27 protein-coding genes and 1 pseudogene are annotated in these 19503 nt (G+C 36.0%); 23 read left to right on the forward strand and 5 right to left on the reverse strand.

Features of this window, described 5'->3' with window-relative positions; translation table 11 throughout:
- The first annotated feature begins 47 nt into the window (after window positions 1-47).
- Window positions 48-971, forward strand: a complete 924-nt coding sequence (locus tag ACY9Z2_RS10460; RefSeq protein ID WP_463609580.1) for a manganese-dependent inorganic pyrophosphatase — start codon at window positions 48-50, stop codon at window positions 969-971.
- Between the two features lie 490 nt (window positions 972-1461).
- On the opposite strand, the gene ACY9Z2_RS10465 is transcribed toward ACY9Z2_RS10460, so the two are convergent.
- The gene (locus ACY9Z2_RS10465; RefSeq protein WP_463609581.1) at window positions 1462-1662 is read right to left on the reverse strand and encodes a cold-shock protein; all 201 of its coding nucleotides are present in this window, start codon (window positions 1660-1662) and stop codon (window positions 1462-1464) included.
- 619 nt (window positions 1663-2281) lie between these two features.
- Here ACY9Z2_RS10465 and ACY9Z2_RS10470 point away from each other — a divergent pair.
- The 15 genes from ACY9Z2_RS10470 (at window position 2282) to ACY9Z2_RS10540 (ending at window position 11819) form a co-directional block, all read left to right on the forward strand.
- Window positions 2282-2683, forward strand: coding sequence for an HIT family protein (locus tag ACY9Z2_RS10470; protein ID WP_463609582.1), 402 nt, complete (start codon window positions 2282-2284; stop codon window positions 2681-2683).
- 71 nt (window positions 2684-2754) lie between these two features.
- Entirely contained in the window at window positions 2755-4092 is a 1338-nt protein-coding gene (locus tag ACY9Z2_RS10475) for a dihydrolipoyl dehydrogenase family protein (RefSeq protein WP_463609583.1), read from the forward strand.
- A 72-nt stretch (window positions 4093-4164) separates the two neighbouring features.
- Complete coding sequence (locus ACY9Z2_RS10480; protein ID WP_463609584.1) at window positions 4165-4530, forward strand: rhodanese-like domain-containing protein; 366 nt, start codon at window positions 4165-4167, stop codon at window positions 4528-4530.
- Window positions 4530-4976, forward strand: a complete 447-nt coding sequence (locus ACY9Z2_RS10485; protein WP_463609585.1) for an SgcJ/EcaC family oxidoreductase — start codon at window positions 4530-4532, stop codon at window positions 4974-4976. The genes ACY9Z2_RS10480 and ACY9Z2_RS10485 overlap by 1 nt, the downstream gene beginning before the upstream one ends.
- A 108-nt stretch (window positions 4977-5084) precedes the next feature.
- The gene (mscL, locus tag ACY9Z2_RS10490) at window positions 5085-5462 is read left to right on the forward strand and encodes a large conductance mechanosensitive channel protein MscL (protein WP_463609586.1); all 378 of its coding nucleotides are present in this window, start codon (window positions 5085-5087) and stop codon (window positions 5460-5462) included.
- Window positions 5463-5514: 52 nt separating this feature from the next.
- Complete coding sequence (locus tag ACY9Z2_RS10495) at window positions 5515-6066, forward strand: SLOG family protein (RefSeq protein ID WP_463609587.1); 552 nt, start codon at window positions 5515-5517, stop codon at window positions 6064-6066.
- A gap of 419 nt (window positions 6067-6485) precedes the next feature.
- Window positions 6486-6659 (forward strand): hypothetical protein, encoded by a 174-nt coding sequence (locus tag ACY9Z2_RS10500; protein WP_463609588.1) that lies wholly within the window; start codon window positions 6486-6488, stop codon window positions 6657-6659.
- 15 nt (window positions 6660-6674) lie between these two features.
- Window positions 6675-6995 carry a hypothetical protein gene (locus tag ACY9Z2_RS10505; RefSeq protein WP_463609589.1) on the forward strand — a complete coding sequence of 107 codons (321 nt, stop codon included), beginning with the start codon at window positions 6675-6677 and terminating at the stop codon, window positions 6993-6995.
- An 18-nt stretch (window positions 6996-7013) separates the two neighbouring features.
- Window positions 7014-7616: a hypothetical protein gene (locus ACY9Z2_RS10510; protein ID WP_463609590.1), complete on the forward strand. Its 603-nt coding sequence runs from the start codon at window positions 7014-7016 to the stop codon at window positions 7614-7616.
- 15 nt (window positions 7617-7631) lie between these two features.
- Window positions 7632-8072: a hypothetical protein gene (locus ACY9Z2_RS10515; protein ID WP_463609591.1), complete on the forward strand. Its 441-nt coding sequence runs from the start codon at window positions 7632-7634 to the stop codon at window positions 8070-8072.
- Between the two features lie 15 nt (window positions 8073-8087).
- Window positions 8088-8474 (forward strand): DUF4440 domain-containing protein, encoded by a 387-nt coding sequence (locus tag ACY9Z2_RS10520; protein ID WP_463609592.1) that lies wholly within the window; start codon window positions 8088-8090, stop codon window positions 8472-8474.
- Window positions 8475-8493: 19 nt separating this feature from the next.
- Window positions 8494-8997, forward strand: a complete 504-nt coding sequence (locus ACY9Z2_RS10525; protein WP_463609593.1) for a hypothetical protein — start codon at window positions 8494-8496, stop codon at window positions 8995-8997.
- Window positions 8997-9599, forward strand: a complete 603-nt coding sequence (locus ACY9Z2_RS10530) for a Dph6-related ATP pyrophosphatase (protein ID WP_463609594.1) — start codon at window positions 8997-8999, stop codon at window positions 9597-9599. The genes ACY9Z2_RS10525 and ACY9Z2_RS10530 overlap by 1 nt, the downstream gene beginning before the upstream one ends.
- Before the next feature lie 126 nt (window positions 9600-9725).
- Entirely contained in the window at window positions 9726-10970 is a 1245-nt protein-coding gene (locus tag ACY9Z2_RS10535) for an aminopeptidase P N-terminal domain-containing protein (protein ID WP_463609595.1), read from the forward strand.
- 393 nt (window positions 10971-11363) lie between these two features.
- On the forward strand, window positions 11364-11819 hold the full coding sequence (locus ACY9Z2_RS10540; protein ID WP_463609596.1) for a CPBP family intramembrane glutamic endopeptidase: 456 nt from the start codon (window positions 11364-11366) through the stop codon (window positions 11817-11819).
- A gap of 537 nt (window positions 11820-12356) precedes the next feature.
- Here the strand turns inward: ACY9Z2_RS10540 and ACY9Z2_RS10545 are convergent.
- The 3 genes from ACY9Z2_RS10545 to ACY9Z2_RS10555 form a co-directional block, all read right to left on the reverse strand.
- Window positions 12357-12443, reverse strand: coding sequence for a putative holin-like toxin (locus tag ACY9Z2_RS10545; RefSeq protein WP_390351090.1), 87 nt, complete (start codon window positions 12441-12443; stop codon window positions 12357-12359).
- 552 nt (window positions 12444-12995) lie between these two features.
- Entirely contained in the window at window positions 12996-13427 is a 432-nt protein-coding gene (locus tag ACY9Z2_RS10550; RefSeq protein WP_463609597.1) for a DUF6376 family protein, read from the reverse strand.
- A gap of 54 nt (window positions 13428-13481) precedes the next feature.
- Entirely contained in the window at window positions 13482-14360 is an 879-nt protein-coding gene (locus ACY9Z2_RS10555; RefSeq protein WP_463609598.1) for a phosphotransferase family protein, read from the reverse strand.
- A 116-nt stretch (window positions 14361-14476) separates the two neighbouring features.
- Here ACY9Z2_RS10555 and ACY9Z2_RS10560 point away from each other — a divergent pair.
- The 7 genes and pseudogenes from ACY9Z2_RS10560 to ACY9Z2_RS10585 form a co-directional block, all read left to right on the forward strand.
- Window positions 14477-14926, forward strand: a pseudogene (locus tag ACY9Z2_RS10560) (GNAT family N-acetyltransferase); the annotation flags it as partial.
- 30 nt (window positions 14927-14956) lie between these two features.
- A complete protein-coding gene (locus tag ACY9Z2_RS10565) occupies window positions 14957-15502 on the forward strand; it encodes a GNAT family N-acetyltransferase (RefSeq protein WP_463609673.1) in 546 nt (181 codons plus the stop codon).
- 80 nt (window positions 15503-15582) lie between these two features.
- Window positions 15583-15684, forward strand: a complete 102-nt coding sequence (locus tag ACY9Z2_RS19645) for a hypothetical protein (protein WP_491737603.1) — start codon at window positions 15583-15585, stop codon at window positions 15682-15684.
- 116 nt (window positions 15685-15800) lie between these two features.
- Complete coding sequence (locus ACY9Z2_RS10570; protein ID WP_463609599.1) at window positions 15801-16676, forward strand: DUF4037 domain-containing protein; 876 nt, start codon at window positions 15801-15803, stop codon at window positions 16674-16676.
- Complete coding sequence (locus ACY9Z2_RS10575) at window positions 16666-16923, forward strand: hypothetical protein (RefSeq protein WP_463609600.1); 258 nt, start codon at window positions 16666-16668, stop codon at window positions 16921-16923. The genes ACY9Z2_RS10570 and ACY9Z2_RS10575 overlap by 11 nt, the downstream gene beginning before the upstream one ends.
- An 84-nt stretch (window positions 16924-17007) precedes the next feature.
- Window positions 17008-17478 carry a GNAT family N-acetyltransferase gene (locus tag ACY9Z2_RS10580; RefSeq protein ID WP_463609601.1) on the forward strand — a complete coding sequence of 157 codons (471 nt, stop codon included), beginning with the start codon at window positions 17008-17010 and terminating at the stop codon, window positions 17476-17478.
- Window positions 17479-17502: 24 nt separating this feature from the next.
- Window positions 17503-18309, forward strand: a complete 807-nt coding sequence (locus ACY9Z2_RS10585) for a helix-turn-helix domain-containing protein (RefSeq protein WP_463609602.1) — start codon at window positions 17503-17505, stop codon at window positions 18307-18309.
- On the opposite strand, the gene ACY9Z2_RS10590 is transcribed toward ACY9Z2_RS10585, so the two are convergent.
- Entirely contained in the window at window positions 18250-19482 is a 1233-nt protein-coding gene (locus ACY9Z2_RS10590) for an MFS transporter (RefSeq protein WP_463609603.1), read from the reverse strand. The two genes, ACY9Z2_RS10585 and ACY9Z2_RS10590, sit on opposite strands and share 60 nt — an antisense overlap.
- Between the last annotated feature and the right edge of the window lie 21 nt (window positions 19483-19503).

Here is a 19503-nt window from a genome sequence, read left to right on the forward strand (position 1 = left end):
TAGGGAGGATATAAAAACATTTACATAATGGATAGAGGAGAGGTACGATGGCTAAAACATTTATTTTCGGACATAAAAATCCTGATACAGATACAATAACTGCAGCACTTGCGACATCTCATTTAAAAAATAAACTTGGACAAGATACCGAAGCTGTTCGTTTGGGAGAGGTAAATAAAGAAACTCAATACGCATTGGATTATTTTAATGTGGAAAAGCCACAATTAATTGATCGTGTTCCTGACGAAGTGAAGGAAGTTATTCTCGTTGACCATAACGAGTTCCAACAAAGCGTTGAAAATATTAAGGACGTGCGAATCGTTGAAGTAATTGACCATCACCGAATTGCAAACTTTGAAACAAAAGAACCACTATATTTTCGAGTAGAGCCTGTTGGATGTACAGCAACCATTTTGAAAAAGATGTACGAAGAAAATAATGTTGAAATTACGAAAGAAATCGCAGGATTACTAGTGTCGGCAATTATTTCTGATTCGTTATTGTTAAAATCACCAACATGTACACAAGAAGATGTTGACGCAGCACGTGAACTATCAGAAATTGCAGGTGTAGACTTAGAGGAATATGGCCTAAAGATGTTGGAAGCTGGAGCAGATCTTAGTGATAAATCAATCAATGACTTAATCACAATGGATGCAAAAGAGTTCGAAATGAATGGATCAAAAGTAGAAATCGCACAAGTTAATGCGGTAGATACGAGCAAAATACTTAACCTTCAAGCAGAATTGGAAAATGAAATTAATGCAACTATAGCTGATAAAAAACTGGATTTATTTTTATTCGTTGTAACGGATATTATTAATAACGATTCAGAAGTAATCGCACTTGGACAAGCAAAAGATAATGTGGAAAAAGCATTTAATGTAAGTCTGGAAAACAATCGTGCGTTACTAAAAGGCGTAGTATCACGTAAAAAGCAAATCGTTACTAATTTAACGGATACGTTTTAATTAGAGGAACCCTCACAGTTGTGAGGGTTTTTTCGTGGATCATTTTTGGAGTTTGAACAGAGGTAGTAGTATTAGACAGGATCCGCATTCGAAGTAAGGTACTCCGCTCCGGGGTTGCATATACATACTCAATTTTCTAGTGCCGCTTTGCATGGGCAATCCAGGTGTAGAATTGCGGTAAGCGGACACCAGAGCCCTTATTTGTGCAAAATAGGCAAAATGCGACTGTTCGCGGACACAGGATACCTTATACAGTCAAAAAGTAGTAAATTCAACGTGTTTTCACATAAATAAGGTATCCTGTGTCCTCCTAACTCATAAAACATGCCCTAAATGTAGAAATAGCGGATCCTGTGTCCGCTACCGATCAGTTTTCTCAAGGAGAAAGACTTCGCCGCAGTATATTTTTTAATGGACGCTGGAATTGCGATATTTTCGTGTCAATAAAAAAACACTTCTCACAAAATGAGAAGTGTTTTTAAAAGGTTACTTACGCTTTAACAACGTTAGTAGCTTGTGGTCCACGGTTACCTTCTTCAACGTCGAAAGTTACTGCTTGACCTTCTTCTAAAGTTTTGAATCCTTCGCCTTGGATTGCTGAGAAGTGTACGAATACATCGTCTCCACCTTCAACTTCGATGAAACCGAAGCCTTTGTCTGCGTTAAACCATTTTACTGTACCGTTATTCATTAAAAATTCCTCCATGTGCTTATAGCACGTTATTACTATTCTTGCTCTTCATCATAATTCAAGACGAGAATCACTATAAAGTTGGTTCTGCAATCCTTAATTTACTACCGAACAACAATAATTAAACTTAGTATATCACGTAGATTGCTAACAAGCAACTTTTTAATGAAAATAAATTTTTTTCGTAGTTAAGGTTGTTATTTTTGAATGGAAAACCTCTGTAAACTGCGAACCGAACGTGGTTGCCAGGCACTACTCGGTATCGGACACAGAAGCCCTTATTTTTATTTTTTGGGTATGTTTTATCGGTTAAGCGGACTCAGGATGCCTTATTAGGTTAAAACAGGTTGAAATCAGGCTTTTTTTACTAAATAAGGCATCCTGTGTCCGTGAACAAGCCCATTTACCCTAATTTTGTGCAAATAAGGTATCTGGTGTCCACTAATTTCCATTCCGCTAATAGTGCTTTCATTAACTAGTTTTTCTCAATATCTGTAGACTGCTGAACTACTGAAAATTCATGCTTATGGTAACAGAAAGATCTTAACAAACTTTACCAAAATAGCCATTTCAATAAAACCTAGATATAATAAGCACTATATCACAAGGGGGAGATAATATGAATGAAGAAAGTAAATGTCTTTTATGTGCACCATTTACCGGAGAACAAAAAGTAATTTTTGAAACAGAAACTTGCTTTTACATACAAACCGAATCCGAACAAACAGTTTTACAAGGTAGTGGGTTAATTATTCCTAAAAAACATTTCGTTACTGTTTTTGACCTGCCTGAACAGGAATGGATTGAAACGAGGTTATTATTAACGAAAGCAAAACAGTTACTTGATGAAACACTAGCACCTGAAGGCTACAGTGTTGGTTGGAATACTGGAAAAGTTGGTGGTCAATCGATCCCACACGTTCATTTACATATTATTCCACGATTCAAGGATGAGCCGTATGCTGGAAAAGGAATCAGGCACTGGATTAAGCAGCCGGAAAATAAACGGCCGACATTATAAAATAGGCTGAACTTGTTTATTCATAATTCGCAGTGGGAAGAGTTTTTATGGATATACAAGGAGGGAAAGCAATGGTGGAAAAATTCGACTTAATTGTAATCGGCGCAGGCACTGGAGGAGCAAGTGTAGCTTCAAAATGTGCTCAAGCAGGTTGGAATGTTGCGATTGTGGAGAATCGTGATTATGGTGGAACGTGTCCACTACGAGGCTGCGATCCTAAAAAGGTTTTAGTAGGTGCGGCTGAATTAATTGATCGGAATAAACGCATGAACGGCAACGGAATAGTTTCCGTATCGAAAATCGATTGGGAGGATTTAGTTCAATATAAACGTACATTTACAGAGCCTGTACCAGATGCTGTTGAAAAAAGCTTATCTAAGTCTGGTGTTACAACATTACATGGAACGGCTACATTTGCCGGTGAAAATAAAATTAGGATAGATAATCAAATCTACACAGGTGAAAAAATTGTGATTGCAACGGGGGCGACACCAGTACCTCTTCCCATTGACGGTGCAGAACACCTAGCCACTAGTGATGAGTTTCTAGAATTAGACACACTTCCGAAGCGCATCGTATTCGTTGGTGGTGGTTATATTTCCTTCGAATTTGCTCATATTGCAGCTCGTGCTGGTTCAGAAGTACACATTGTTCACCGCAGTGATCAACCATTGAAAGCTTTTGATCAAGATTTGGTATACAAGGTGCTTGAAAAGTCGAAGGAACTTGGCGTTCATGTTCACGTAAATTCACCAGTTACAGCGATTGAAAAAAGCGGAAAAGGCTATAAGGTTAGTTCTGAAGAAGAATCGTGGAAAACGGATTTGGTTGTTCATGGTGCGGGAAGAGCACCAGCAATAGAGAAATTGGAACTAGAAAATGGAAATGTTGCCAGTGAAAAAGCAGGCATTACCGTTAATGAATTTTTACAAAGTACGTCAAATGAACATGTATATGCAATTGGAGATGTAGCAGATACAGATGGACCTCCATTAACACCTGTTTCTACTATTGAATCGAGTGCGGTTATTCGTAATTTACTCAAAGGAAATCAAAAGAAAGCTGTTTATAAGGGTATACCATCTGTGACGTTTACGGTACCAAAGCTAGCGATGGTTGGATTGACTGAGAGTGAAGCGCGAAAAACAGAAAGAAATATTGACGTAAATACCGTTGATACATCAGGTTGGTTTACGTATAAAAGAACGAATGAAACCCATGCGGAGGCAAAAATTATCACGGATAAAGAGAGTGGACGTTTAGTTGGTGCCCATTTACTTAGTGATGAAGCAGATGAACTCATTAACTTCTTTGCCATGGCGATACAGTTGGATCTAACAATTGAACAGTTAAAGGGCATCACTTTTGCTTATCCTACAAGTGCATCTGACATTGGTTCACTTATCTAATCCTTTGACAAGAGGCGCTGTTTGCGGTAGTTTTCCTATTAGTGGACTATCTTAATTAGGAGTTGTATTTTTATGGAAACAATACTTATCGCTATTATGGCTGTAATCTTTTATTTATTCCTCAAACAGTTAATGCCAGTAGTTGGTGTTAGACATAAAACACCTTCTGAATTGAAAGGACGAATGCGAGACAAAGATATTCAATTTATTGATGTCCGTGCTCAAGATGGTTCGATAATTGATTCTATTCGTGGATTTGAAAACATCCCGTTGAAAGAGTTATCAGGGAGCATTCAAAAACTAAAAAGAAGTAACGAGATTGTACTAATTAGCGATAAAGCTAGGGAAATGAAGAAAGCGAGTGCGAAGCTGAAAAGACGTGGTTTTCGATATGTGACAACTGTTCGTGGTGGCGTACAGGCATGGAGGAATGGGTAATGTCGGACTCGAATTTCAGTGCGGTTCAAAAACTTTATGAGAAATTAATTGAGGCATGGAACAAACGAGACGCGAGTGGGATGTCCAATTGCTTTACTGATGAAGGAGAAATGATTGGATTCGACGGGAGTTTAGCAAGTGGGAAAACAGAAATATTTTCTCATTTACAACCGATCTTTGAGGAACACCCAACACCTCCTTTTGTAAGTAAGGTAAAGCAAATTCGGCAATTAGAAACAGGTATAGTAATTGTAAGAGCAATAGCGGGTATGGTTCCACCTAAAGAAACAGCTATTGATCCTAGTTTGAATACACATCATACGCTAGTGGCTTCGAAAAAAAGTGACAAATGGTTAATAGAACTTTTCCAAAATACACCAGCACAATATCACGGTAGACCAGAATTAGTGGAACAGATGACAAATGAATTGAAAAAAATCCAATGAACTTTCTGTAATGGAAAGTTTATTTTTTTTGCTTAAAGAAAATGATTAGCTATTATAATAATATTTCCCCTTGTCCCACGTATATATAGAAGTGATGGGGGTGGCTTTATGTGGAAAGAATTCAAAGCATTTGCCGTACAAGGCAATGTTCTCGATTTAGCAATTGCAGTAGTTATCGGTGCAGCGTTTGGTAATATTGTCACTTCACTTGTTGACAATATTATTATGCCATTACTAGGAATTCTGCTAAATGGAATAAATTTCTCCAATTTAATGTACAAGATTGGCCGTGCAGAGGTAACATATGGCGTGTTTATTCAATCGATTATCGACTTTGTCATCATCTCTTTTACGATCTTTTTATCCGTGCGATTTTTAATGAGGTTTCAGGATAAGGAAGAAGAAAAGGAAGAAACGGAGCCGAAGTTAGACAAAAAAGAAGAATTACTTATTGAAATTCGAGATTTATTACAGGATAAGAAATAATTATGGCACACCTGTAGAGGATGATATAATCAACGAAAGGTGGTAACTATAGATGAAGATTTTAACAATAACAGGGTATAAATCAATGGAATTAAACATTTTTAAGGCAGATGATCACAAAATAGCTTTTATTAAAGCGGCGATTAAAAAAAGACTCTTAAACTTTATTGAAGAAGGTTTAGAATGGGTTTTGATTTCAGGTCAAATGGGTGTTGAATTATGGGCTGGAGAAGTAGTGCTGGAGTTAAAAGAAGATTACGATATAAAACTTGGTGTATTTCCACCATTCGAGAATCATGATAATAGGTGGCCAGAACAGATACAAGAGGCCTATCAATCACTTATTATGGAGGCTGATTTTCACCAGACCCTTTACCAGGGAGAATATAAAGGAGCTTTTCAATTTCAAGCGAAAGATGAGTGGTTTATCACTAAAAGTGATGGATGTCTTATATTGCAAGACGACGAGTTTCCTGGTAGCACGCGTTTTTTTCATGAAAAGGCAAAACGAGCGGAGAATTATCCAATATACACTATTACCCCTGCGGATTTAGAAGATGTGGTAGAGGAAATAAGGATGGCGGACCCAGATTTTTGGAATTAAAAAAGACGATGACAGTGCCACTGCCTTAAAGGCATTTTTTTACCAAAGAAATTTCAGCATTTCGTTATAATATAAATCCGTGTCGAGTGAACATTGTTCAGCCATAATTGCATATTGCCAACCAAAGTGTAAGCCCTTTCTACTCAAGTACATATTGGCTTCTTGTAAATTATGATAACAACGTAAGCAATGCAGATTCAACTAGATAAATTGATTCAATATCTCCGAATAACGACACTTCTTCTGTTCGACTAATTGCTTCCTGTATTCTTCAACTCCTTCTTTAAAAAGGACATTTTTTCCAAATATTAGCTGTCAGCTGGATAGATAAATGATACAATACTGAATATATAGAAAATTACCAAAGGAAAATGCTATCTTACAGCTTTATATACTTTAAGCAATAGGGGAGGTGTAAAATGGAAACTATTTTTATTGTACCAATACTATTCAATTTATTACTTTTGGTAGCTTTTGTATTTGTTCTATATCTCGTTATCCAGGCTGCAGTCCGTAATGGGATAAATTCATCCATCATTGGAAAACAAATGAAAAAAGAAGAAAATTCAAACCTAATAGATAAAAAAGAATGATAGAAGGGGATCTTAGTGAAAAAATTTGGTCTTATTTTGGTCGTGTTGTTAGTGGAAACAGTTGTTTTATGGATTGTATCACGTGTATTTACTTGGGGTTTGATGGATGTTTTGTTCTTAGGCAGTATAGGGATATTCGCAATTGTATGGTTATTGCTCTTATCAATCAACCAGTCAAATAATACTTATAATGCCCATGAGAAAGGTTGGACCGGCCAGGATGCTGGTGGAGTAAAACAGTTCCACGTTAATTTCAATCCTGTAATGGTAGGTATGGTGTTGTATATTGTAATCAGTTTAGTATTGACAATCGTTTACTATGCCGAGTATTTATAAGAAGAATAGAGGCACTTTATGATACATATTTCAATAATATTTGGATGGATAGGGATTTTACTATTTATTGTATTAGCTACTACATTTCAGAAATTAGCTAATCGGAATGAATTTGGGTTTATTCACCTTATCATGGCTTTCATGTACGCAATGTGGTTACCGTTACCAATTGCATTAGCCGCCATTTTAAACAAAGATTTTCTGGCGGTTGGAACCTTGTTCGGAGAAGTTTACATGGTGATGATTATTATCACGATGACCTTCCAAACTGGACATCTGGTACATTTGGCAAAAAATAGCCAGAATACTGCGTTAAAAGAGGAACGTGTTGATTGGCTGATGGATACATTGACTAGTCCCTATGAGGTTTTGGCAAATATGTTTAAATGTGTTTGGGCATTTTTTCTTGGCGTTGCTTTTTGGATGGAAGGATACAGCTTATTCGCGCTTATTATGATGCTATTCGGGCTGTTAATCGTCTACTTCTTTATCATTCTTCTTAATTTCAGCTTGGTGCATCCAATAAAATTACTAGAAAAAATAAAACCGAACCCATTTTTATTTAATATTGAAATGATTTTATTCTATTTGACACTCGTTATTTTCATTTCGATTTATTAAGAGGAGGTATAAGGGATGAAAAAGGGATTTATTGTTTTACTAGTTTGTGTGATTACACTACTTGCGGGATGTTCCGAGGGGATTAATGTAAATGGACAAAAGCAGATTCACTTTTCCTTTACGCAAAAAGGGGAAAATGAAAATTGGAAAGTCACGGATGAAGTATCAGGTGTCTATTTCAACAAGGAGAAATTGATTCAAGGAAAACATGTCTTGAAAATAGTCCCAATTAAAAATAGCGAACTTGAAAAGGTAACGGTATCTATCAAAGTGGGAGATGAACGATTGAAACTAAATCAAAAAAGTTCCTTTGTTGTTGAACAGAACGAGAATGGTGAATTTATTCTCAAGCAAGATGGATTTACACGATTCGATGATAACAAAAAGTTTTTTGATGAAAAAACTACACTAATTATTCAATACGGTGACAATAAAGAAAAAATAGAGTTACAGTAGTGGAGGGATGGCTAAGTGAATAAGCAGGAGTTCAGTGTATTTCATGACCAGTTTTTACAAGAATGGAAGAAAACGATGGAAACTGGAAAGACGGAAAACGTTGAGAAAATGGCAACTGATTATTATGTAACGTTCTTTACAGATGCTGAAAAGCCAACTTTTTTCGACCGGTTTGAAGCAATTGAAGGATTAAGAGAGTCGGTCGGTAAATCGGAAGGTCGTATTACCAAAAAGTTTGAGAATCGTGTGATTCGGATGAGAAGTGAAGACAATGCGGTTGTTTTTTACGAGCAAGTACTGATGCAGATGAATGAGGAAAAAGCGCGCTTATTTACGATTGAGAATTGGAAGTGTGTTGATGGTGAATGGCTTTTAATGAGGGAAGTAGAAGAGAAGATATAATTAATTAGTGGAGGTTCCTATGATCCTATTTATTATTTTTTATCTAATCATTATCCCTCTTTCAACATTATTGCATGAACTGGGTCATGCGTTAGGTTTAGTTTTGGTATCAAAGGAAAGAGCGGTTGTTTATTTAGGACTAGATAATGAGTCAAACAAAGAAAATTTTCGAATCGGAAGGATTCATTTTCACATTAAATGGGCGTTCTTTGGTTTTTGTGGCTATAAAAGTGAAAACATTTTGCTTAAGCCATATCAACAGTTTTCATTCTCTATTGGTGAACCTCTTGTATCACTATCTATTGCTTTAATTACATATGGAATTACGTTTACAGGTATCGACGGTGCTTTGTATAGCCTTGTTCTCGGAACTGCGATATTTAACATGTGGATGTTTATTTGCACAATTATCCCGATACGCTATCCAAGATGGTGGAAGCCATACAGCGGAATGACTTCAGATGGTTATACAATGCTTCAAGCAATAAAAAGTATGAAAAACTGGAAAGGAGCGGAGAAATAGTGTCTAAAAAAGTTGCATTATCATTCAGTGGTGGAAAAGATAGCTGCCTTGCTTTGTACCGATTACAACAACAACACATCGAAGTAGCTTGTTTGATCACCACAATATGGAAAAAAAGCAAGCAAACAGTGGCGCATGATGAAAAGCATGAAACTATCGTGAATCAAGCAAATAGTATTGGTATTCCGGTACATTTCATGGAGACCGATTTTGATTCGTATACAGAGGACTTTGTAGACAATTTGGAAGAACTTCGAAAAGAATACGACTTGGATGGCGTAGCTTTTGGTGATATTTATTTGGACGGGCATCGTGAGTGGGGGGAACAGGTGGCTGAAAAAGCTGGACTAGAGCCTGTCTACCCGATCTGGACAGAGCGAGAACATGTACAGGAATTACTCGTTGAATTAGTAGATGTTGGATTTAAGGCAAGGGTAATCAAGGTTGATGAAGAGGAGCTGCCAAAGGAGTGGGTTGGTCGAATGGTGGACAAATCGTTCATTCACGCTATTTTGCAAACAAATGCTTGTTCGCTAGGCGAATCTGGGGAGTACCATACTTTCGTTTATGATGGACCAATATTTCAGCGGGCTGTTGAGTAGCTATATAAATTTTTTATTCTCAAAGCAAGGGTCAGGTTTAAAAAAGTAGATAAATTGAAACAACATCCTTAGAGTTGTATGCTGAATAATGGGACAAGTTGGAAAGTAACTTAGGAGGAGAAGCAGATGAAGACATCATTTTTTGTACATAATAGAGAAAGATTAGCAGAAACATTGCAGGATCAATCATTGGTGATTTTGTTCGCTGGTAAGGCACCCCAAAAATCGGCGGATGAACAGTATCCATTTACGATTAACCGAAATTTTTATTATTTAACAGGGATCGATGAACAGAACGTCATCCTTGTATTGAAAAAAGTAAATGGAAAGCTGGAAGAACAGTTATTTATCGAAAAGGCTAATCCAGTCATGGAGAAGTGGGTTGGAAAAACGATTTCGAATGAGGAAGCAAAAGAAATCTCAGGAATTAACAAAATTAATTATCTTGAACAATTCGAGTCTCATATAGTTAACTTTCTTTTAATGGAAGGGGTGGACTACCTCTACCTTGATCTCGAGAGAAGAGAATGGGATACAAACGCAACAGCAGCTCAATCATTTGCGGATAAAATACAGCGAAATTACCCTGCATTGTCTATTAAAAATATCTACCCTGAAATTTGTGAGTTGCGTGTTTATAAAACACCTGAAGAAATAGAAAAAATTAAGCAAGCAATTGAGATCACATTCGAAGGTCTCAAAAATTTGATGAGCCATGCAAAACCGGGATTAATGGAATACCAGCTCGAAGCACATTTTGACTACGTACTAAAATCATCTGGTGTCACAGACTTTGCTTTTAAAACAATCACCGCCAGCGGCAAAAATGCGACGGTTCTGCATTATGAAGATAATAATGCAGAGGTCAATGATGGTGATCTCGTTTTACTTGATTTCGGTGCGCAATATCAAAAATATAATGCAGATATTAGCTATACCTTTCCGGTAAATGGGAAGTTTACGGATAGGCAAAAGGTTTTTTACAACATCGTTCTTGATGCGCTTAGAGAAGTAACGGCACTTATCGAACCAGGGAGAAAGTTTGCCGAGTTAAACGAACATGCGAAGAAAATACTCGCCGACGGGTGTAAAAAGGTAGGACTTATTGAAAAAGATGAGGAAATAAGTAACTACTATTACCACGGTGTCAGTCACTTTCTTGGATTGGACACCCATGATGTTGGTACGTATAAAGATCGTACTTTAGAGCCTGGCATGGTTGTGACAGTTGAGCCAGGGCTATACATTGCGGAAGAAAATATTGGTATTCGGATTGAGGATGATATTTTGGTAACCGAAACAGGGTATGAAAACTTATCTAAAGCTATTTTTCGATCAGTAGAAGACATTGAAGCGTTTATGAAAAAGTAAGACTCGTAAAAACTGCACTTTCAATGAGTGCAGTTTTTTAAAATTATAAGTAGACAACTTAGGCTTCTGATTTTTATAAAAGTATCCCAGATATAAAAGGCTAAGAACACAAGAAAAGTTCTTCAAGAATAGGGCGCTAATCTTTAATAAGAATTAGCGCCAATATCGCATATAAGGGCCAAAATCTTGAATGAATGTTTATGGCGTGATGATGAAATTTCAGTCTCTGGTCTGAAGAACCTAAATTCAAATAATAGTATAATTCATTCAGACCTATCTATTTAAAGGTGTGGATTAATATAAAAGAGAAAAAGACGTTGAAAAGCCCACTGATAAGTTTTGTTGTTACATCTTATGTAACTTTTTTTGTGTTTTTATGGTAATCGGTTAAGTATGGTTTTAGATGCACCCGAAAGTATCACAAACATTTTGCAAATCATCTCTGCATGGTCTTCAACCTTTGCATTTGTTCTTTTATTTAAAAGGATCTATCCGGGATTAAGGTTAAAAGAATTTGTGAAAGAGCAGTTTTCTCCAAAAATTAGGCCATCAGTTCTTAGCATCGCAGTGATTATTCAAGTTATAATCACCGCTGTGACTATATTTCTTCTTTCTATTACAAACGATACTCAAAACTTGGCATTGTCATTTACAGGTCTTGGATTATTGTTTTTTGCATTCTTAGATACTTTAGTAAGAGGACCCTTAGGCGAGGAATTAGGTTGGAGAGGATATGCTTTAAATGAACTTCAAAAGAAGTATTCTCCTTTGAAGTCAGCCTTATTAGTAGGTGTGTTATGGGGATTTTGGCACACTCCACTATGGTTTGCCTCGGGCTATACGGGGTGAATTTAATCAATTACATTGTGCTTTTTATGATTGGAATTATATCTTTTTCGATTATTGTGACGCTGTTCTACAACCTAAATAAGAACCTGGTTATACCGATTATTATTCATCAACTATTTAATTTTTCTCTAGTGTTAATTAAAGGAGATTTATTAGATATTTTGGTGTATGTTATGCTTAGTTATTTTGTTGTCGCAATTATATTAATTGTTATAAATCCTAAGGAAATTCTATACCAAAAAATGTATGGAAATAATGTTAAAAAACAAAAGTAAAATTTTTTTGATTTCTTCAAGTATCGGGCGCTCTAATCGAATAAGAAGATTTTTTTGATAACAAAAGGTAAAAATAAATAAAATGTGTACAAACATTGATTTAGTGGTATAATTAACATAGAAAGATAATAAGTGCATACACTAATAAAGACCGCCCATGCTAGTGCATGGACAGTCGCAATAGACTGAACCCCATCAAGAGGGGCTAGGCAGCTTATTGGAAAAATAATCCCTCAGCGCCCGCAAAAACGCTTATGAGGGGTTATTTTTTATGGTTATTATCAGAAACGATAAACGCTACTAGCATCCCGAAGGAAATCATAAGCGTTAGCGCACTAACAGTGTCCATAGGCTACACCTCCCTCCCCGGGAAGTCTCCCACCGAAGACTACCGACGAGCGACAGTGCTGCCAAACCCCTCATGCGAAGCCAATCTATTGTTTTTATTATAACATATTGCTATCATTTATACTGCAATTACTAAATAACTTTTTGTTATCAAACAAGTCATTAGTTTAATACATAATATAGACTATTGTTCCATGAAAGGGCGCTTTTCTGTAATAAGGATTAGCGCCTTTATTGCACATAAGGGCCAAATTGTTGAACAAGAAATAAATTATATAAGAGGTGAGATTAAATGAATATCAGACTCGTTGAAGCAAAAGACATTAAACAGTTAATCAAAATGAGATGGGATAATACCATTGAATTTGATGATAGCAAAAAAACGAGTCTATTAAGAGGCTAAGTGATGAAGCCATTAAAGGCTTATTTAGGAAATGAAGTTAATACCTTGAGAGGGTCATTAATTCATTAATAAATAAAAATAATAAGTGAATAAGGTCTCATTAGTTCTATCATTAAAATAACAGCCGCCTCAAAGCGAAGCGGCTGTTTGTTATGAACCTATTTGTTCAATTTGATTCATCAAGTTAGTAATATCAGTGATTGTTTGATACAGCTCTGAATTTTGTAGTTGATCGACTGCAAGTTCACCGTTTTGCAATACTTGGTTTACGGTTTCTTCTAACTGCTCGTTTTTGGCTGCTAATTCCTGATGAATATCTTCAGCAATGGCTGGTACTTCAACGCCATTATACGCTTCTATCGTTTCTTTCAGTGAGTTCAATTGTGCTTCCAATTCAGCTTTTGCCTCTGAATTATTAACTGCTTCTGTAACTAAAGATGAGGTGTCTTCTGCAAATTGGCTAACTTCATTAATGTATTCTGTCGTTTCATTTACATAATTCAAGGAGTTATTGGCTTCTTCCAAAAATGAACAGCCCGTTAGTGCTAAACTTATCAGTAACAAGGAAACTAATCGCTTCATATAATTCTCCTTTCCTAATATATGTAGCATACCATGGAATGAATCTGAGGCGTGTTATTTTGTCTTTTTTAATTGTAAAAATTTTGTGAAGGCTGTTTCCCGATTTATCACCTTTTTCTCTCGTACTGCATGTAATAATTGATGAAAAATCGGTTGAATTCCATAAAAATCCTTCACTCGTTTGAATATAGCTTCTTTTGGTTCAGTTCCCTGGTAATGAGATAATACTTGCCACGTGAATGCTGGCCCAAAATCCCAATAAAATCCTGCAAAGTCATAGGCAGGATCACCGATATGTGCATCCGTAAAATCAATTACACCAGATACTTTTTCAGAAAGTGGATCAAAAATTATGTTTGTAGAAGAAAGGTCACCATGAATTACAGTTGTTACCTTAGAATAGGTAGCGAAATTATCTAAAAACCTAGTAAATGTATCGTTAATTTCATCTTGTTGATAGTTGTTTAGATATGGAAAAACTTCTGTCTTGAGCGAATTATAAAGATCTTTCCAAAAGCTATATGAATGATTGGAAGTTAGTTCGGTTAATTTTACTAGACCATGGAGCGTTGTTAAAAAGTTTCCGAGTAATGCAGCATTTTCTTCGCGCTTAGAAAAAGTATCCATCTCATTTAATGGGATACCATTCATATATGGATAATAAACACAAACTAACTGACCTTTTTCATCAAAGAGAGGACGATAATTTGGAGTGTCAACAACTGGATTCTGTTTTTGGAGTTTATCCAATAATAGTGTTTCACGTAACACATTTGCAGCTATTTTCTTCGTTTTGGGAAAGCGAAATACCAATTCTTGATTAATGATGAATAGATCGTTGTCCCAACCGTTCGTAATTCTTTGTAGTTGTTTGATAGTTACATTTGGTAACGCGTTTTCAATGAATTTTAATCTTGTATCATCCTTATTCATAATAAAGCTCCTAATCATTAATCACTTCATTCTATCATATTCGCCTGGAGTTGCAGGAGTTCGGTTCATTGCCGTCGAATAATAAATAATACTTGTAGGGAGTGGAATTAGGTATGATGGAAGTTGAAAAGTTAATGAAAACGGATGAAGCACCGATGGACTTACTGTTGCTAGCTGATCCATCTGAAACATTGGTAAAGGAATACTTGAAAACAGGTGATTGTTACATAGCAAAACAGCAGGATGAAATTGTTGGTGTGTATGTTTTATTACCGATTAACCCAAGTAAAGTTGAGTTGATTAATATTGCTGTATCAGAAACTGCTCAAGGTAAAGGGATCGGAAAACAATTAATCCATCACGCGATTGAAATTGCAAGACAACAGGGTTTTGAAACAATAGAAATTGGAACAGGCAATTCAAGTATTGGTCAATTGGCACTTTATCAAAAGTGTGGATTTCGGATTATCGGAATTGATATGGACTTTTTCACAAAAAATTACCCAGAACCTATTTTTGAAAATGGTATTCAGTGTAGGGATATGGTGAGGCTAGAAATAAATTTAACAAAAACTAATGGATTGGCAGGGGATATGATGGATTTTCCTACATTTGAAACAGAACGAATTCGTTTAACACATATTGACCACTCGTATGATCAGGCTTTTTTTGAGATTATGTCTAATGATAATGTAACGAAATATTACGGAATGGATAGTCTGAAAGAAATGGACCAGGCGGCTAAAATAATTGATTCCTTTCAAGATATATATGAGAAAAAACGAGGGATGCGTTGGGGAATCATTTGGAAAGAGACTAACTCCTTCATCGGTACGATTGGGTTGAATAACTTAAACTACTGGAGTAACCGCGCTGAAATTGGATATGAGTTGCATCCAAATTATTGGAGGAAGGGGATTGGAACAGAGGCAGTCAATAAAATATTGAACTATTCGTTTAAGGATCTTGGACTATTTCGTATGGGTGCCGTAACGTTTCCAGCTAACTCGGCTTCTAACAGTATGTTGGAGAAAATTGGCTTTAAAAGAGAAGGGACATTGCGAGGTTACTTGTTCCAAGGCAATAAATCACATGATGCCTTTGTATTCTCCATTTTAAAAAATGAATGGCTTGTCGATTAGTGTTTAAACTATAAAGAAAACGGAAACATAATAAGTAAGGAAAATATGTACAAGCCATTTCAAAGATGGAGGAATAATGGATGAAAAAGCTTATAAAGGCTCTTATTAAATATGGTCCGGTTGTCTATCCGATGATTAAAAAATTTCGTAATAAACGCCGGAATAAGACAGTGAATCAATAACGCAATGCCGCAGATGGTCAAAACCATTCTGCGGCATTTTTGTGTGGAAATAGTATGACATTTTTTGATATGATAGGCATGGATAGCATCCGTAACTTTTCAACAAGGAGTACATTATGCGCAAAATTACCTTAACTAATAGTGCGAACTTACATACAAAAGCACAAGAAATCGCGGCAATCTATAAACAAAATCCTAAGGTTGAAGCAGTTTTACTAGGTGGATCTGTAGCGAGAGAATGGAATGATCACTATTCGGATATAGAATTATTTGTTTTATGGGAAACATCACCAACTGATCAGGATAGAAAGGCTGTTATTGAAGCTACTCAAGGAACGATCATCGACTTTTATCCTTATGAAGACGAAGAATGGTCTGAATCTTATATAACAGAAAATATAAAACTAGAAATCAGTAGTTTTTTAACATCGACCATCGAAAAGGTGATATATGATGTAGTTAAAGATGGTGACACGGATTTTGACAAACAATGTCTAGTCTCAACTTTACATGATTGTAAATCGTTGGAAGGTGAAGCAATAGTAGTCGATTTGAAAAAACAAACACTGAATTATCCTGATGAACTTCAGCTTGCAATGATCCGTGAAAATATGGAGCTAGGTAACCGCTGGAATAATCGTGCGGCATTGCAATACCGGGAAGATTGGCTGATGCTTTATAAAGTAATGGCAGATGTCCAAACGAATGTAATGGGAATGTTGTTCGGCTTGAATCGAATTTATGTACATCACCCGGCTTTTAAGTGGCAACAGCATACGCTAGACATGATGCAGATAAAACCAAAAAATATAGTGGAACGAATGAAAAATGTATTTTTAAGTAGTCCACGTGATGGAATAGTAGAATTAGAATCAATAATAGAAGACGTTTATCAGCTAATTGAAATAGAAGTTCCTAAAGTTGTTTTAACTGACGCAGTAAATCGTTCACAATTTCTAAGACCAATGCAAAAAGAGGTGCATGACAATTAAGAAGTATACAGTGGTAGGAAATATATTATTTTATATAGGGTTACTTATATTCATCTTTGGACTAAGTATGAATGAAAACATTGGCTGGAAAAAGTATTATCCAGAACATTTCACAGCTTATTCAACACCTATAATGATTTTTGCGATCGTTATTATACTAACAACTAACTTCTTCAGAAAAAAGAAGAGCAATCAGTCAGAAACGAACAATTCCAGTAATAAAGACGAAAATAATAAAGATGAATAGGCTATTTCTAAATTAGGTCGCAGTTTAATCAGGTTTACTAGCTACTACATTTACAAAAAAAGCTTACATAAATGAGGGAATAGTATGCGTTTGTTGAAACATAAAATGAACAAGGATTATGCAGTTGGAATATTGCAATGGGAATACGAAAAGCCATACGACTTGTACAATAACGAGTTAAATCAAGAATCGATTGATGAAATGCTACAAAATGATTATTTTACGGTTGTAAATGAGGATAATGATTTGATTGGTTACTATTGTGCAGGAAAAGCTGCGCAAGTTCCCGTCGGTAATAAAATAAATGCATACGAAGAAGCGAGGATTGACATTGGTCTAGGGATGAAACCTAATTTAACTGGAAAGGGATTTGGAAGTACATTCTTTTCTTTTGTTTTACGTAATATTCAGGATGCACACCCAAATATAACAACACGTTTAACGGTAGCAACATTTAACAAACGAGCAATTCGGCTTTACGAAAAATTTGGGTTTATTGAACAGAAAAGGTTTGACTCAGATGTCACAGAGTTCATGACAATGATACGAGAGTAATGGAAGGTTAGGAGTGCGTGCTTCATGATACTAGACAATCAAAACGGATTGCTCCTTATGCGAAATGACCACCTTGGTGAGAGAGAATGGCGTAGTGATGATTGCTACAAAATGATTTTTTCTCCAGTAGGAAAAGGAACATTTCAAACGAAACGGTCTGATTTAACTATTGATACAAATGAATATGCGATCGTTAACCCGAATGAAGAACATAAACAACTGCATATTACGGAAGAAAAGTTTCTAGTAGAAATTAATCAGTCGTTAATAAGGGAAATTGCGACTGATTTGAAACTACCAGTCCATGAACCGGAGTTTGCTTTGCTCTCCTTTAAACATCCACAGATTTCAACGTGGGTCGATTTTGTGCATCAATTTATGCAAATAAATGATAATGCTTCGGACAAGATGAAACAGTTATTTCTCGAAAACGCACTTGCGCAATTAACCATTTTAATGTTGCGTTACGGAGCAGGGTCACACCTGGATGAACTGCCGACCATTAATGCGAATAAAGAAATTCAACAAGTGATTCATGCATTAAAAGAAAGCTATGAAGTAGATTGGAACCTTGATGATATGGCCACGCTTTCAGGATTGAATAAATATCAATTTTCCCATCTATTCAAGCAAACTACAGGTTTATCACCATACGCATGGCTACAGCTGTATCGATTAATAAAAAGCCAATATCTACTAGCACATACCAAATCTTCCATTCTAGCAATAGCCCTCCAGGTAGGGTTTAAGAGTGTCGGATCATACAATCAATTATTTAAGAAAGTTTTCGGAAAAACGCCTACCATCTTTCGAAAACTTTATCATCAATAATAATCCTATCAAGCTCACCAATAGAATAAGTGCTCCACTACTGATCATTAAAATTTGGATAGGAATTATTGTTGCTAGAAGACCGAAAATAGCTAAGGAAACGGTATTTGATAAATATAGTAACACTGCGTTTGAGCTGAATGCACGACCCAGTTTATTTTCCGGTACATTATCCTGAATTAGAAAGACTCGAACAAGACTAGAAATCGGTAACCCGATACCAACTAGTATTGCACCAATAAAAAAGTGATCAATGCCATAAAATAGACCATAATAAAGAATACCTATTCCCCAAATACTTGCCCCTAATAAATAGATGGAAAGATTCATTCTCTTAATAAAATATGGCACACATAAATTAGTTATAATTACAGTAATACCAAAAACGCCTTGGATTAAACTGTATATTTCCTCGCTTTTCTTCGTTATGTCACTTAGCGAAAGTAGCAACCCAACCTCCCATACCCATGTGTTAAAAAAGACAACTACAAAGGTGAGCAGATATAAATATTTTAGTGTAATCTGATCCTTTAACCATCCAAAGAATTCCCCAATCGATAAAAAGACATTTTTAATCGACTTTTCATGCTGCTGTTTCTGTTCTGTAAAATTAACCTGTGATAGACAAATCACACTTACTACATATGTCAGTGCATCAACAACAAAGAAGTATATGGCACCATAACTTAGTAACCAGACAGAAATGATTGGACTTAGAACCGTAACACCCCGACTAACGGTATTATGTAAGCTATTAGCTACTGCTCGAGTTTCCTTACTCGTAATTAGTGGTAAAACTGCACGATGTGTAGGATTAAAGAAGCAACCTATACTTTGAATAAAAAAGCTAACGAATAGTAAATAGACGTAACTTAGCATATCGAAGTGATACATGACGACAATGGAAAATACCAAGGGAATACGAATGTAATCAAGCACGATTAATAATTTTTTCCGTGGTAACCAGTCAGCCGCTACGCCACCAATCAGTCCAAATAATAGATAGGGCACTGTTTCTGCAATAGCCATTCCAGTTGTATGAACTGCTGAACCGGTTAAATCATAAGCCAAAAATAAAAACGCCATTCCTGACAGTACATCCCCGAGTCGAGATATCCCTCCACCAAGTAAATAGAATCGTATATTTTTTTCACGTAAAATAGTTTTATACATAGAAATCACCTCACGTTTAAC

The sequence above is a fragment of the Virgibacillus sp. GM2-2 genome (genome assembly GCF_055329585.1).